This is a genomic window from Pseudomonas imperatae, from assembly GCF_057128625.1.
Genome location: NZ_JBSKHP010000024.1, coordinates 1 through 14,393 on the forward strand (window position 1 = coordinate 1; position 14,393 = coordinate 14,393).

15 protein-coding genes are annotated in these 14,393 nt (G+C 63.5%); 10 read left to right on the plus strand and 5 right to left on the minus strand.

Annotated features, from left to right (window positions below; genetic code table 11):
- Nucleotides 1-140: 140 nt before the first annotated feature.
- Nucleotides 141-1,604, minus strand: coding sequence for an ATP-dependent RNA helicase RhlB (gene rhlB / locus ACWKWX_RS24860; RefSeq protein ID WP_483829202.1), 1,464 nt, complete (start codon nucleotides 1,602-1,604; stop codon nucleotides 141-143).
- Nucleotides 1,605-1,808: 204 nt separating this feature from the next.
- Complete coding sequence (locus tag ACWKWX_RS24865; RefSeq protein WP_476295026.1) at nucleotides 1,809-2,465, minus strand: alpha/beta hydrolase; 657 nt, start codon at nucleotides 2,463-2,465, stop codon at nucleotides 1,809-1,811.
- A gap of 476 nt (nucleotides 2,466-2,941) precedes the next feature.
- Between ACWKWX_RS24865 and ACWKWX_RS24870 the strand changes: the two genes are divergently transcribed.
- The 9 genes from ACWKWX_RS24870 (at nucleotide 2,942) to ACWKWX_RS24910 (ending at nucleotide 11,111) form a co-directional block, all read left to right on the plus strand.
- The gene (locus tag ACWKWX_RS24870; RefSeq protein WP_416422625.1) at nucleotides 2,942-3,970 is read left to right on the plus strand and encodes an amino acid ABC transporter substrate-binding protein; all 1,029 of its coding nucleotides are present in this window, start codon (nucleotides 2,942-2,944) and stop codon (nucleotides 3,968-3,970) included.
- A gap of 69 nt (nucleotides 3,971-4,039) precedes the next feature.
- Entirely contained in the window at nucleotides 4,040-5,218 is a 1,179-nt protein-coding gene (locus tag ACWKWX_RS24875; RefSeq protein WP_416422626.1) for an amino acid ABC transporter permease, read from the plus strand.
- A gap of 10 nt (nucleotides 5,219-5,228) precedes the next feature.
- Complete coding sequence (locus ACWKWX_RS24880; protein WP_416422627.1) at nucleotides 5,229-6,326, plus strand: amino acid ABC transporter permease; 1,098 nt, start codon at nucleotides 5,229-5,231, stop codon at nucleotides 6,324-6,326.
- Between the two features lie 10 nt (nucleotides 6,327-6,336).
- A complete protein-coding gene (locus ACWKWX_RS24885; RefSeq protein WP_158157103.1) occupies nucleotides 6,337-7,101 on the plus strand; it encodes an amino acid ABC transporter ATP-binding protein in 765 nt (254 codons plus the stop codon).
- 348 nt (nucleotides 7,102-7,449) lie between these two features.
- On the plus strand, nucleotides 7,450-8,676 hold the full coding sequence (locus tag ACWKWX_RS24890) for a CynX/NimT family MFS transporter (RefSeq protein WP_483829203.1): 1,227 nt from the start codon (nucleotides 7,450-7,452) through the stop codon (nucleotides 8,674-8,676).
- A 38-nt stretch (nucleotides 8,677-8,714) separates the two neighbouring features.
- A complete protein-coding gene (locus tag ACWKWX_RS24895) occupies nucleotides 8,715-9,185 on the plus strand; it encodes a nuclear transport factor 2 family protein (protein WP_473005463.1) in 471 nt (156 codons plus the stop codon).
- Between the two features lie 12 nt (nucleotides 9,186-9,197).
- Complete coding sequence (locus ACWKWX_RS24900) at nucleotides 9,198-9,503, plus strand: GIY-YIG nuclease family protein (protein WP_416422630.1); 306 nt, start codon at nucleotides 9,198-9,200, stop codon at nucleotides 9,501-9,503.
- Between the two features lie 117 nt (nucleotides 9,504-9,620).
- Complete coding sequence (locus tag ACWKWX_RS24905; RefSeq protein ID WP_416422631.1) at nucleotides 9,621-10,076, plus strand: DUF2442 domain-containing protein; 456 nt, start codon at nucleotides 9,621-9,623, stop codon at nucleotides 10,074-10,076.
- Nucleotides 10,077-10,172: 96 nt separating this feature from the next.
- Nucleotides 10,173-11,111 (plus strand): glutathione S-transferase family protein, encoded by a 939-nt coding sequence (locus tag ACWKWX_RS24910; RefSeq protein ID WP_483829204.1) that lies wholly within the window; start codon nucleotides 10,173-10,175, stop codon nucleotides 11,109-11,111.
- Nucleotides 11,112-11,173: 62 nt separating this feature from the next.
- Here the strand turns inward: ACWKWX_RS24910 and ACWKWX_RS24915 are convergent, their stop codons facing one another.
- Both ACWKWX_RS24915 and yejK read right to left on the minus strand, forming a co-directional pair.
- Nucleotides 11,174-11,530 (minus strand): glutaredoxin family protein, encoded by a 357-nt coding sequence (locus tag ACWKWX_RS24915; RefSeq protein WP_483829205.1) that lies wholly within the window; start codon nucleotides 11,528-11,530, stop codon nucleotides 11,174-11,176.
- A 4-nt stretch (nucleotides 11,531-11,534) separates the two neighbouring features.
- Nucleotides 11,535-12,542: a nucleoid-associated protein YejK gene (gene yejK, locus ACWKWX_RS24920; RefSeq protein WP_483829206.1), complete on the minus strand. Its 1,008-nt coding sequence runs from the start codon at nucleotides 12,540-12,542 to the stop codon at nucleotides 11,535-11,537.
- Nucleotides 12,543-12,952: 410 nt separating this feature from the next.
- Between yejK and ACWKWX_RS24925 the strand changes: the two genes are divergently transcribed.
- Nucleotides 12,953-13,234 carry an HU family DNA-binding protein gene (locus ACWKWX_RS24925; protein ID WP_416422635.1) on the plus strand — a complete coding sequence of 94 codons (282 nt, stop codon included), beginning with the start codon at nucleotides 12,953-12,955 and terminating at the stop codon, nucleotides 13,232-13,234.
- 163 nt (nucleotides 13,235-13,397) lie between these two features.
- On the opposite strand, the gene rlmF is transcribed toward ACWKWX_RS24925, so the two are convergent.
- A complete protein-coding gene (rlmF, locus tag ACWKWX_RS24930; protein WP_483829207.1) occupies nucleotides 13,398-14,342 on the minus strand; it encodes a 23S rRNA (adenine(1618)-N(6))-methyltransferase RlmF in 945 nt (314 codons plus the stop codon).
- Nucleotides 14,343-14,393 lie beyond the last annotated feature (51 nt).

Consider the following 14,393-nt stretch of genomic DNA (forward strand, 5'->3'; position numbering starts at 1 on the left):
CGGGACATCGAACACCTCTTGGTTGAGCGGTAGATTACCGCTCCTTTGGGCGTGTCCGGGATAATTAGGCCACATCAGTCGGCTCCTACCACGGACAGCGTAGGAGCCGACTTTAGTCGCGATGGCGTCGCCGCGGTGTATCAGGAATGCTTGCGCGGCACGGGGCGCAGCAGCTCGGTCGGCGGCATCTCGCAGCTGATCTTGCGCCCCAGCAGCGCCTCGATCGACGGCAGCTGATAGGAGTCGTCCTCGCCGGCGAAGCTGATCGACACGCCGCTCATGCCCGCACGGCCCGTACGGCCGATACGGTGCACGTAGTCGTCCGGGTCTTCGGGCAGGGTGAAGTTGATCACGTGGCTGATGCCATCGATGTGAATCCCACGCCCGGCCACGTCGGTGGCCACCAGCACGCGAATCTTGCCTTCGCGGAAGCCTTCCAGGGTCTTGATGCGCTTGTGCTGGGGCACGTCGCCTGACAGCTGCGCGGCGTTGACGCCGTCACGCACCAGTTTTTCCTCGATGCGCCGCACTTCGTCCTTGCGGTTGGCGAACACCATCACCCGCTCCCAGCCGTTGTCGTTCACCAGGTTGTACAGCAGCTTGTACTTGTCGCTGCCGGCCACGGCGTAGACGTGCTGTTCCACGGTTTCGCTGGCGACGTTCTCCGGCTCGATCTCGACGATGGCGGGGTCGGTGGTCCACTGCTTGGCCAGGTTCATCACGTCTTCGGTGAAGGTGGCGGAGAACAGCAGGGTCTGACGCTCGCTTTTCGGCGGGGTCTGGCGAATGATCTGGCGCACTTGGGGAATGAAGCCCATGTCGAGCATGCGGTCGGCTTCGTCCAGCACCATCACCTCGACCATGTCCAGGTGCACTTCGCCGCGCTGGTTGAAGTCAAGCAGGCGGCCGGGGGTGGCCACCAGGATGTCGCAGTAACGGGCTTCCAGCTGCTTGAGCTGCTTGTCGAAGTCCATGCCGCCGACGAACGTCATCACGTTCAGGCCGGTGTACTTGGTCAGGTTGGCCGCGTCCTTGGCGATCTGCACCACCAGCTCGCGGGTGGGGGCGATGATCAGCGCCCGTGGCTCGCCCATGTAGCGTTCCTTGGGCGGCGGGGTCTGCTGCAGCTGGGTGATGATCGAAATCAGGAACGCCGCGGTCTTGCCGGTGCCGGTCTGGGCGCGGCCGATCGCATCCTTGCCCTTCAAGGTGTAGCCCAGCACCTGCGCCTGGATGGGCGTGCAGTAGGGGAAACCCAGGTCGTGGATGGCGTGCATCAGCTCAGCGGAGAGCTTGAAGTCGTGGAAGCGGGTCTTGCCTTCCTGGGGGTCGACCTTGAAGTCTTCCAGTTTCCACAGCGCGGCGGCCGGCTTGGGCTTGCGTTCGCGGGGGGAGGGCTTGACCAGTTCGGCTTCGGCTTCGGCGTTGGTAACAGGGGCGGGGGCGGGCGTTGGGGCTGACAGGGTCTCGGTTTCCTTGAAGGTTTCCACGGGCGTGGGGATGGCCGCTTCCCGAGCTGGGCTCGGTGCTACAGGAGCAGTCATTTCGGCTGCGAGCGGCTCAGCCTCGCTTTTTCCGAACAGGTTCTTGAGTGCTTTGAGCACGGTCTTCTCATTATATTTGATTAAGGAATGTACGCGGGGCAGTGTAATGCAAGAATCGGGCGCGTAGTAGCAGCTGCCGATACACAGGGCTGCAACCTCGCCGTAGCCGCTGCCGCAGGCTGCGCTGGCCCTGTGCCACGCTGTAGATCTTCAGGGTTCACGCGGGCCAGCGCAGCCTGGCGGCAGCGGCTACGGGATGTTATTTCAGGCGAGTTTCTTTGCGAGCCACGCGGCGATGTCGCGAATCTCTTCAATCACCACTTCATGGCCCATCGGGTATTCCAGCCACTCCACCGCCACGCCCCACTGCTTGAGGTGGTCGTGGGCGCTGCGGCCCATGGCGTTGAACACCACGTCATCCTGGTCACCGTGCAGGCACAGCACCGGCGTGGCGCGCTGGGTGGCGCTCAGTTGCACCTGTTCATTGAAGGTAGGCGCGTAGGTGGACAGCGCCAGCACCCCGCCCAGGGTGCCCGGGTAGCGCAGGAAGGCGGTGTGCAGCACCACGGCGCCACCCTGGGAGAAACCGGCGATGAAAATGCGCTGTTCTGGCACACCGGCGGCCACTTGCGCTTCGATCAAGCCCTTGACCATGTCGGCCGACTCGTCCAGTTGCGCCTCGTCGATGGCCCGCGCCGGGGTCATGGCCTTGATGTCGTACCAGCTCGGCATTTCATAGCCGCCGTTGATGGTCACCGGCCGGGTGGGCGCCTGGGGCAGGATGAAGCGGGCGCTGGGCAGGCTGGCCTGCAGGGCCTCGGCCACCGGCAGGAAGTCGTAGCGGTCGGCGCCCAGGCCGTGCAACCAGATCACACAGGCGTCGGCTGGCTGGGTAGGTTCGAGGATCATCGGGTTGCTCATGACTGCTCCAAAATTGGGCGAACGCTCTCATAAAGTGCATTGCAAAAGGGCGTATCGGGGCGATACCGGAAAAAGATGTCGCAAGGCTACACGTTTTCCTATTGACGGGCGCTGAAACGCTTGCGCTCTGTAACGTGGTACGCGCTTTGCTATGTATCCGCCAAGTGGAAGGAAAGATGTATCCGGTAACACTATCAGGCTGTACGCCCCATGGCGAAAGCGGGATGGTATTCAAGCGGATTGCAGCCCTTCCACGGGTCATGCGAAACGACAGGGGCGAACCATAACGCCTCATCTGTTCGACCGATCAAGGAGCCGTGAGTTTGCAGGAATCCCGAAGGTGAACTGCACTTACACAATCAAAAAATGAGTTCTGTACCGCTTGACCCAAAAACAAGCCAGCAACGGGTCGAAATCGCCTCAAAAGGGTGCGGCAGAACACAGCTCGACACAACAAGAGCAATTTGGAGGTTTGAATGAAAATGCTGAAATCCACCCTGGCTGTCCTGACCGCCGCCACCGTTCTGGGGGTAAGCGGCTTTGCCCAGGCAGGCGCCACTCTGGACGCGATTCAGAAGAAAGGTTTCATTCAGTGCGGCGTCAGTGATGGCCTGCCTGGCTTCTCCGTTCCGGACTCCACCGGCAAGATCCAGGGCATCGACGCCGACGTCTGCCGCGCCGTGGCCGCTGCCGTGTTCGGCGACGCCACCAAGGTCAAGTTCAGCCAGCTGAACGCCAAGGAGCGCTTCACCGCCCTGCAGTCCGGTGAAATCGACGTGCTGTCGCGCAACACCACTTGGACCAGCTCCCGTGACGCCGGCATGGGCCTGATGTTCACCGGTGTCACCTACTACGACGGCGTTGGCTTCCTGGCCAACAAGAAGCTGGGCGTGAAGTCGGCCAAGGAACTGGACGGTGCAACCATCTGCATCCAGGCCGGTACCACCACCGAACTGAACGTCTCGGACTACTTCCGCGCCAACGGCCTGAAGTACACCCCGATCACCTTCGACACCTCCGACGAAAGCGCCAAGTCCCTGGAAAGCGGCCGTTGCGACGTGCTGACCTCCGACAAGTCGCAGCTCTACGCACAGCGCTCCAAGCTGGCCTCGCCGGGCGATTACGTGGTCCTGCCGGAAACCATCTCCAAGGAGCCCCTGGGCCCGGTGGTGCGTAAAGGCGACGAAGAGTGGTTCAGCATCGTCAAGTGGACCCTGTTCGCCATGCTCAACGCCGAAGAAGCTGGCATCACTTCCAAGAACGTCGTGGAAGAAGCCAAGTCCACCAAGAACCCTGACGTGGCACGCCTGCTGGGCGGCGACGGCGAGTACGGCAAGGACCTCAAGCTGCCAAAGGATTGGGTAGTGAAGATCGTCTCGCAAGTGGGTAACTACGGCGAAGTGTTCGAGAAAAACCTGGGCAAGAGCACCCCGCTGGCCATCGACCGCGGCCTGAACGCGCTGTGGAACAACGGCGGCATCCAGTACGCCCCACCAGTACGTTAAGCAAGCCCCGCGCCTGGCGGCCCGTATGCCGCCAGGCGCTGTTACATTCCCTTTCTTCCGGGGCACTTCATGCAAAATCAAATCGGCGCACCCAAAGGGTTCTCCCTGACCGATCCACGTGTGCGTGCGTGGCTGTTTCAGATCATCACCATCGTGGCGGTGGTCTCGCTGGGCTGGTACCTGTTCCACAACACCCAGACCAACCTGCAACACCGCGGCATCACTTCGGGCTTCGACTTCCTTGAACGCAGTGCCGGCTTCGGCATTGCCCAGCACCTGATCCCGTACACCGAGTCGGACACCTACTCGCGCGTCTTCGTGATCGGGCTGCTCAACACGCTGCTGGTGACCTTCATCGGCGTGATCCTGGCGACCCTGCTGGGCTTCGTCATCGGCGTGGCACGCCTGTCGTCCAACTGGATGGTCAACAAGCTCGCCACCGTCTACGTCGAGACCTTCCGCAACATCCCGCCACTGCTGCAGATCCTGTTCTGGTATTTCGCTGTGTTCCTGACCATGCCTGGCCCCCGCGGCAGCCATAACCTGTGGAACACCTTCTACCTGAGCAACCGTGGCCTGAACATGCCGGCGGCCCTCAAGGCCGATGGCCTGTACCCGTTCCTGATCGCCGTGGTGGTGGCCATCGTTGCCATCGTCGTGATGGTCAAGTGGGCCAACAAGCGCTTCGAGGACACCGGCGAGCCGTTCCACAAGTTCTGGGTCGGCCTGGCCCTGCTGGTGGTGATCCCGGCGCTCAGCGCGCTGGTGTTCGGCGCGCCGCTGCACTGGGAAATGCCCGAGCTGCGCGGTTTCAACTTCGTCGGCGGCTGGGTGATGATCCCTGAACTGCTGGCGCTGACCCTGGCGCTAACGGTGTACACCGCGGCGTTCATCGCCGAGATCGTGCGCTCGGGCATCAAGTCGGTCAGCCACGGCCAGACCGAGGCCGCGCGTTCCCTGGGCCTGCGCCCCGGGCCCACGTTGCGCAAGGTGATCATTCCCCAGGCGCTGCGGGTGATCATTCCGCCGCTGACCAGCCAATACCTGAACCTGGCGAAGAACTCCTCGCTGGCGGCCGGTATCGGCTACCCGGAAATGGTTTCGCTGTTTGCCGGCACGGTGCTCAACCAGACCGGGCAGGCGATCGAAGTCATCGCCATTACCATGAGCGTGTACCTGGCGATCAGCATCAGCATTTCCCTGCTGATGAACTGGTACAACAAGCGCATTGCGCTGATCGAGCGGTGAGGAAACGGCCATGACGTCGCATGTATTCAAACCCAACATGCCACCGCCCAACCTGGCGGTCGGCCCTGTCGCATGGATGCGCGCCAACCTGTTTTCCAGCTGGTTCAACACGCTGCTGACCCTGCTGGCCCTGTACCTGGTGTGGCTGGTGATACCGCCGCTGCTGAGCTGGGCGTTCCTGGACGCCAACTGGACCGGCACCACCCGCGAGGACTGCACCAAGGCCGGCGCCTGCTGGGTGTTCATCGAGCAGCGCTTCGGCCAGTTCATGTACGGCTACTACCCGCAGGAACTGCGCTGGCGCGTCGACCTCACCGTGTGGCTGGCCGTGCTGGGGGCAGCGCCGCTGTTCATCCCGCGCGTGCCACGCAAGGCGGTGTACGGCCTGAGCTTCCTGGTGATCTTCCCGATCGTGGCCTACACCCTGCTGCACGGTGGCTACCTGGGCCTGGAGAACGTGGCCACCAGCCAATGGGGCGGCTTGATGCTGACCCTGGTGATCGCCACCGTGGGTATTGCCGGCGCGTTGCCGCTGGGCATTTTGCTGGCCCTGGGCCGGCGCTCGAAGATGCCGGCGGTGAAGGTGGTGTGCGTGACCTTCATCGAGTTCTGGCGCGGCGTGCCGCTGATCACCGTGCTGTTCATGTCGTCGGTGATGCTGCCGCTGTTCCTGCCCGAAGGCATGAGCTTCGACAAGCTGCTGCGCGCGCTGATCGGCGTGATCATGTTCCAGTCCGCCTACGTGGCCGAAGTGGTGCGCGGGGGCCTGCAGGCCATTCCCAAGGGCCAGTATGAGGCGGCTTCCGCCATGGGCCTGGGCTACTGGCGCAGCATGGGCCTGGTGATTCTGCCGCAGGCGCTCAAGCTGGTGATTCCCGGCATCGTCAACACCTTGATCGCGTTGTTCAAGGACACCAGCCTTGTGATCATCATCGGCCTGTTCGACCTGCTCAACAGCGTCAAGCAAGCCGGTGCCGACCCCAAATGGCTGGGCATGGCCACCGAAGGCTATGTGTTTGCCGCCGCCGTTTTCTGGATTTTCTGTTTCAGTATGTCCCGCTACTCCGTGCATTTGGAGCGCAAGCTGGACACTGGCCACAAGCGTTAGGAGTGTCATCATGAGCGAAGCAATCAAACAGCCTGTGGGCGCCGATGGCATTATCCAGATGCAGGGCGTGAACAAGTGGTACGGCCAGTTCCACGTACTGAAAGACATCAACCTGAACGTCAAGCAGGGCGAGCGCATCGTGCTGTGCGGGCCGTCGGGCTCGGGCAAGTCCACCACCATCCGCTGCCTCAACCGCCTGGAAGAACACCAGCAGGGCCGCATCGTGGTGGACGGCGTGGAGCTGACCAACGACCTCAAGCAGATCGAAGCCATCCGCCGCGAAGTGGGCATGGTGTTCCAGCACTTCAATCTGTTCCCGCACCTGACCATCCTGCAGAACTGCACGCTGGCGCCCATGTGGGTGCGCAAGATGCCCAAGCGCAAGGCTGAGGAAATTGCCATGCATTACCTGGAGCGCGTGCGCATCCCGGAGCAGGCCAACAAATTCCCCGGCCAGCTCTCGGGCGGCCAGCAGCAGCGAGTGGCCATCGCCCGCGCCCTGTGCATGAAGCCCAAGATCATGCTGTTCGACGAACCGACCTCGGCGCTCGACCCGGAAATGGTGAAAGAGGTACTGGACACCATGATCGGCCTGGCGGAAGACGGCATGACCATGCTCTGCGTGACCCACGAGATGGGCTTCGCCCGCACCGTGGCCAACCGGGTGATCTTCATGGACAAGGGCGAGATCGTCGAGCAGGCGGCGCCGAACGACTTCTTCGACAACCCGCAGAACGAGCGGACGAAGTTGTTCTTGAGCCAGATTCTGCATTGATGCTGTTCATGTGATGAAAACCCGGCACTGGTGCCGGGTTTTTTTATGGGGCTCGAAAACGCGTCATGGCGCTTTGGGTGCAAGCCGATGTTGTTCCGGGGCCCTTGAGATCGAGCGCCGCCCGCGCGGCGCGACGCAGCCTGGCGGCAGCATCTACATTTGTTGCAACGTGCCATGGCCTGTGGGGGTGGCGTTGCCAGCCTTTTTTTCGACATCCTGGGTGACCGCTCAACAGATGGCTAGCAATTTACCTTGCTACGCCTTTCCTCAAACTTTACCCTTCTGTCTTGCCCGCGATTACCTATAGATATCCAAAGCGGGACCTCTGCAATTCCAGGAACCTGCCTAATGCCCAGCCAAACCACCGAGACGCTCAGCGCCTCCGCCGACCAACCCGCCACCCTGCCCAAACCCTGGCTCCTGCTGCTGGGCCTGGTGCTGGTGGCCCTGAACCTGCGCCCGGCGCTGTCGAGCATGGCGCCGCTGCTGGACCAGGTGTCCGACAGCCTGGGCCTGAGCGCCGCCACCGCCGGCTTGCTGACTACGCTGCCGGTGCTGTGCCTGGGGCTGTTCGCGCCCTTGGCGCCGATTCTCTCGCGGCGCTTCGGCGCCGAGCGGGTGGTGCTGGGCGTGCTGTTGCTGCTGGCGGCGGGCATCGCCCTGCGCAGCCAGTTCGCGGTGGTCGGGCTGTTCGCCGGCAGCGTGTTGTCGGGGGCCAGCATCGGCATCATCGGCGTGCTGCTGCCGGGCATCGTCAAGCGCGACTTCCCGAAGAACGCCGGCACCATGACCGGCGTCTACACCATGGCCCTGTGCCTGGGCGCTGCCCTGGCGGCCGGTAGCAGCGTGCCGCTGGCCGAGGTGTTCGACAACCGCTGGACCGTGGGCCTGGGCTTCTGGGTGCTGCCGGCGCTGGCGGCCGCGGTGTTCTGGCTGCCCCAGGCACGCCAGAAGCACGGCGCGCACCATGCCGCCTACCGCGTGCGCGGCCTGTTTCGTGACCGCCTGGCCTGGCAGGTGACGCTGTTCATGGGGCTGCAATCGTCACTGGCCTACATCGTCTTCGGCTGGTTGCCGTCGATGCTCATGGGCCGCGGCCTGGGCGCCGCCGAAGCGGGGCTGGTGATGTCGTTCTCGATCATCATCCAGCTCGGCAGCTCGCTGATCGCGCCCTGGCTGGCCACCCGTGGCAAGGACCAGCGCATCGCCATCGTCACGGTGATGGGCCTGACCCTGGCCGGGCTGTTCGGCTGCCTGTATGCGCCGCTGGGCGGCCTGTGGGCCTGGGCCGTGGTGCTGGGGCTGGGGCAGGGCGCCATGTTCGCCGTGGCGCTGACCCTGATCGTGCTGCGCGCCAGTGACTCCCACGTGGCCGCCAACCTGTCGAGCATGGCCCAGGGCGTAGGCTACACCCTGGCGTCCATGGGCCCGCTGGCGGTAGGCCTGGTGCACGACTGGACCGGCGGCTGGAGCGCCGTGGGCTGGATCTTCGCCGTGATCGGCAGCCTGGCGATCATCGCCGGCATGGGCGCCGGGCGTTCGTTGCACGTGCAGGTCACCAGCGAGAAGATCTGACCTGCTAGGATGGCACTCTACCAAGGAGAGTGCCGCCCATGAGCGAAGCCAACGCAGCCCAGATCACCCGTTTCTACCTGGCCTTCCAGCGCCTGGACGCCGAGGCCATGGCGGCCTGCTACACCGATGACGTGGTATTCAGCGACCCGGCCTTCGGCACGCTGCGCGGCAAGGACGCCGGCGACATGTGGCGCATGCTGGCCGCACGCGCCAAGGACTTCTCCCTGACCTTCGACCACGTGCACGCCGGCGACAGCACCGGCGCCGCGCGCTGGGTGGCCACCTACCTGTTCAGCCAGACCGGCCGCACCGTGGTCAACCACATCCACGCCCGCTTCGTGTTCCGCGACGGCAAGATCTGCGAGCACCACGACCACTTCGACTTCTGGCGCTGGTCGCGCCAGGCCCTGGGCACCCCGGGCCTGCTGCTGGGCTGGTCGCCCCTGCTCAAGGGCAAGGTCCGGCAGCAGGCGTTGAAGGGCTTGCGGGCGTTTCAGGCCGGCCGTTGAGCGCAAGAACCGATGACTGAAGTGCAGACAATCTGCAAACCCTGGTACGTCTACCTGGTGCGCGCTGCCAATGGCGCGCTGTACTGCGGCATCAGCGACAACCCCCAGCGCCGCTTCGCCCAGCACCAGAGCGGCAAGGGCGCGCGCTTCTTCGCCTCCAGCCCCGCCACCGCGCTGGTGTACGTGGAGTGCTGGCCCGACAAGGGCGAGGCCCTGCGCCAGGAGCGGCTGATCAAGCGGCTGCGCAAGAGCGCGAAGGAGCGGTTGGTGGCGTCGTATGTGGCGATTGATGTGAGTGATGAGGCGCTGACGGGCTGACGCGGACTAGGTCGTAATATTCGGCGACGGTTTCGCTGTTTGCGTATCGCCAAAATGGCGATACGTTCATGCTTCGCGAGTGCATTATCGGCAGGGAAGGGCAAAGGAGTCGAACGCATGGCATCGATGAAACGCCCCCGCCTGCGGGCTGTGCAGGCACTTTCCGGTGCAGCCCTGGCACTGACCTTTACCAATGGGCAGCAGTTCAAGCTGGATATGCGTGATAGCCTCAAGTGTTATCCAGGCCTCAAGCCCCTGTCCGATGCCGAGGCGTTCAGCGGTGCAGTCCTGGGCGACGCTGGCTGGACAGTGGAGTGGCCCGAGCTCGATATTCAAATAGGCGCCGATACGCTGTTTCTTGATGCCCTTGCCCAAGCGGCGCCAGATGAAAATACCCGTCTGTTCATTCGCTGGCGGCTACGGCACCGAATGACGCTGGAACAGGCCGCAGAAGCTTTAGGCGTGAGTTCGCGTAGCATCAGCCGGTATAGCAGTGGACGCGAGCCTGTTCCGAGGACATTGGCTTTAGCGTGCCTGGGCTGGGAAACGCTTGAGCATGCGCACGCTGCCTGATCACTGGAAGTGATGACCCCCTATCAGCCTGATCAGGTAGGCCATCCCCGCCCACACGGGTAAGCTTGGGGTTTACCCCTCGTGGCGGAGCCGACGATGACCGAGCTGATCCTGCATCACTACCCAACATCCCCGTTCGCCGAAAAGACTCGCCTGATGCTGGGCTTCAAGGGCCTGTCATGGCGCTCGGTGCTGATTTCGCCGGTGATGCCCAAGCCTGACCTGGTGGCGCTGACCGGTGGCTACCGCAAGACCCCGGTGCTGCAGGTAGGCGCCGATATCTACTGCGACACGGCGTTGATCGCCCGTCGCCTGGACCAGGAAAAAGCCCTGCCAGCGTTCTTCCCCGAAGGCCAGGAATTCACCGTGGCCACCTTTGCCGCCTGGGCCGATTCGGTGCTGTTCCAGCACGCCGTCAGCCTGGTGTTCCAGCCCGAGTCGGTAGCGGTACGCTTCGCCCGCCTGCCGCCGGAAGCGATCAAGGCGTTCGTCGCCGACCGTGCCCAGCTGTTCAGCGGCGGCACTGCCAGCAGGCTGCCGCTGGAGCAGGCCAAGCACCAGTGGCCGGTGTTCATGGCGCGCCTGGAGCAGCAACTGCAGCGCGAGGAGCGCGACTACCTGTTTGGCGAGCCGTCGATTGCCGACTTCGCCGTGGCCCACCCGCTGTGGTTCCTCAAGGGCACCCCGGTGACTTCGCCGCTGGTGGATGAATACCCGGCCGTGCATGCCTGGCTGGGCCGGGTGCTGGGCTTCGGGCATGGCGCCTACAGTGAGCTGAGTGCCGAAGAGGCCCTGGAAATTGCGCGCTCCACTGCGCCGGCGCTGTTGCCGGAAGACGGCTTTAGCGACCCGAACGGTTTCAAGGTGGGCGACCAGGTGAGCGTTGCGGCCATCGACTATGGCGTCGACCCGGTGGTGGGCGAGTTGCTGTACGCCGGTGCCGAGGAGCTGATAGTGCGCCGCGAAGACCCCAGGGCGGGCGTGGTGCACGTGCACTTCCCGCGGCTGGGCTTCAAGCTGGCGCACAACCTGTAGCAGCGGCCACAGGCCGCGTCATGGGCAACCACGTGGGCCCCTGACGCAGCCTGCGGCAGCTGCTACGGGTGCTGGAGGGCTTGCAGGATTTGTGCTTCGTCGTATTGGCGCAGTAGCGTGCCATTCACGTCCAGCATCGGTATGCCCCGCCCGCCCAGCGCCTCATAGCGCTTGCGTGCTTCCACGTCCTTGTCGATGTCGAACTCCTTGTAAGCCACGCCCTGGCGGTCCAGCAAGCGCCTGAAGTCCTTGCAGTAGCCACACCAGTCGGTGGCGTACAGGGTGACCTGGGCGTTGGCGCGCGCCTGCGCCGAGAGCTGCGAGGTGGGGTTGAAGAAGGCCTCGATCTTGCCCCACTGCTGGAAGATCACCACCACCAGCAGGATGGGCAGCACGCGCTTGAGGGTCTTGTTCAGCACCCGCTCAGTCCTTGCGACGCTTGAGCTGGTCGGTGAGTTGGGTGGGCAGGCCCTTGATGATCAGGGTGCCGGCTTCTTCGTCGTATTCGATCTTGGAGCCCAGCAGGTGCGCCTCGAAGCTGATGGACAGGCCCTCGGCGCGGCCGGTGAAGCGGCGGAACTGGTTGAGGGTGCGTTTGTCCGCCGGGATCTCCGGCGACAGGCCGTAGTCCTTGTTGCGGATGTGGTCGTAGAAGGCGCGCGGGCGGTCTTCGTCGATCAGCCCGGAGAGCTCTTCCAGGGCCACGGGCTCGCCGTGCTTGGTCTGGGTGGTGGCGTAGTCCACCAGCGCCTGGGTCTTCTCGCGGGCGGCTTCCTCGGGCAGGTCCTCGCTTTCCACGAAGTCGCTGAAGGCCTTGAGCAGGGTGCGGGTCTCGCCCGGGCCGTCGACGCCTTCCTGGCAGCCGATGAAGTCGCGGAAGTACTCCGAGACCTTCTTGCCGTTCTTGCCCTTGATGAACGAGATGTACTGCTTGGAGTTCTTGTTGTTCTGCCACTCGGAAATGTTGATGCGCGCCGCCAGGTGCAACTGGCCCAGGTCCAGGTGGCGCGAGGGGGTCACGTCCAGCTCGGCGTTCACCGCCACGCCTTCGCTGTGGTGCAGCAGGGCGATGGCCAGGTAGTCGGTCATGCCTTGCTGGTAATGGGCGAACAGCACGTGGCCGCCGGTGGACAGGTTGGACTCTTCCATCAGCTTCTGCAGGTGTTCCACCGCCGTGCGGCTGAACGCGGTGAAGTCCTGCTCGGCTTCCATGTACTGCTTCAGCCAGCCGCTGAACGGGTGGGCGCCGGACTCGGCGTGGAAGAAGCCCCACGCCTTGCCTTGCTTGGCGTTGTAGCTGTCGTTGAGGTCGGCCAGCAGGTTCTCGATGGCCTGGGATTCGGCCAGTTCCGAGTCGCGGGCGTGGAGCACGGCAGGGGTGCCGTCGGGTTTCTTTTCGATCAGGTGGACAATGCAGTGACGGATCGGCATGGGGCTTCTCGGTTCGTCGAAAGGGGCAGGGCAGGGGCGAGCAGGTCGGCCGTGCGCAAAGGCGCCAAGTGTAACGCAACTGGGGGTTTGGCGGCCCGGCTGGGCCGTTTCAGCCTGTGATTTAGAGACTTTTGTCTATTTTTCAACCAAACCAGTGATAAACCTGAACAAATGGCCAGGTAGAGGCGGATATTTCTGGTTCTGTGTGCTAGTTTTGCCCGGTCTTGCGCTCCACAAGGGCGCATCGCCCGCAGATAGCTGCCGTCAGGTCGAACCAAATACCGATTTGTGCATCTACATTCGCGATTGGCGTGACTGTAGACCGATTGCCGAACCCCAGGGGTTACGGCGTTTTTGACTGATGTTGCACTCTGCAATCCAACTGAATTTGATAGGGAAGGAACACCACCATGGCATTGACCAAAGACCAACTGATCGCCGACATCGCTGAAGCCATCGACGCGCCGAAAACCACCGCGCGCAATGCTCTCGAGCAACTGGGCCAGATCGTTGCCGACCAGCTGGAAAATGGCAGCGAAATCACCCTGCCAGGCATTGGCAAGCTGAAAATCTCCGAGCGTCCAGCTCGCACCGGCCGTAACCCTTCGACTGGCGCACCGATCGAAATCGCTGCCAAGAAAGTCGTCAAGTTTGTTCCAGCCAAAGTGCTGACTGATTCGGTTAACAAGTAATCTTGTAACCCGTCATGAAAAAGCCGTGACCGGGGCGACCCGGTCACGGCTTTTTTGTGCCCGCGTTGTAGCCGCTGCCGCCAGGCTGCGCTGGCCGGTGTGAACCCTGGAAATCTCAAGTGAGGGACAGGGCCAGCGCAGCCTGGCGGCAGCGGCTACAGCGTCAGTTTTTTTTATACCAGGCTTGCTGCTGGGCGTCGGTCTGGAAGGTCCAGGCCACGAAGCGGCTCTGCTTCTGCCCCTGGCCCATTTCAACCACCCGCACCTGCAGCGCGCCGGCCTTTTTCAGCGCCGACTGGATTGGTGGCAGGTTCGAAGCCTTGGACACCAGGGTGCTGAACCACAGCACCTGTTGGCCCACCGCCACGCTCTCGTTGATCAGCTGGGTGACGAAACGAATTTCGCCGCCCTCGCACCACAACTCGTTGCTCTGGCCACCGAAGTTCAGCACCGGCAGCTTGCGCTTGGGGTCGGCCTTGCCCAGGGCGCGCCATTTGCGTTGGCTGCCGCGGGTGGCTTCTTCCAGCGAGGCGTGGAACGGCGGGTTGCACAGGGTCAGGTCGAAGCGCTCGTCGGGCTTGAGCAGCCCGGTGAGGATGTGCTTCGGGTTGCCCTGCTGGCGCAGGCTGATGCCCTTGTCCAGCTTGTTGGCCTGGACGATGGCCTTGGCCGAGGCAAGGGCCACGCTGTCGATGTCGGAGCCGGTGAACTGCCAGCGGTAGTCGCTGTGGCCCAGCAGCGGGTAGATGCAGTTGGCACCCGTGCCGATGTCCAGCGCGCGCACCGAGCTGCCACGGGGGATCTCGCCACCGTTGGTTTCGGCCAGCAGGTCGGCGGCGGCGTGGATGTAGTCGGCGCGCCCGGGAATGGGCGGGCACAGGTAGCCTTCCGGGATCGTCCAATGCTGAATGCCGTACAGGGCCTTGAGCAGGGCACGGTTGAACACCTTGACCGCCGCCGGGTTGGCGAAGTCGATGCTTTCCTTGCCGTAGGGGTTGAGGATCACGTACTGGCCAAGCTCGGGGCTGCTCTTGATCAGTTGCGGGAAGTCGTAACGGCCTTGGTGGCGGTTGCGGGGGTGGAAGGTGGGCTTGCTGGGGGCGGACATGAGGGGAAACTTCCGTTGTCCGTGCTGGCCCCATCGCGACCAAGGTCGGCT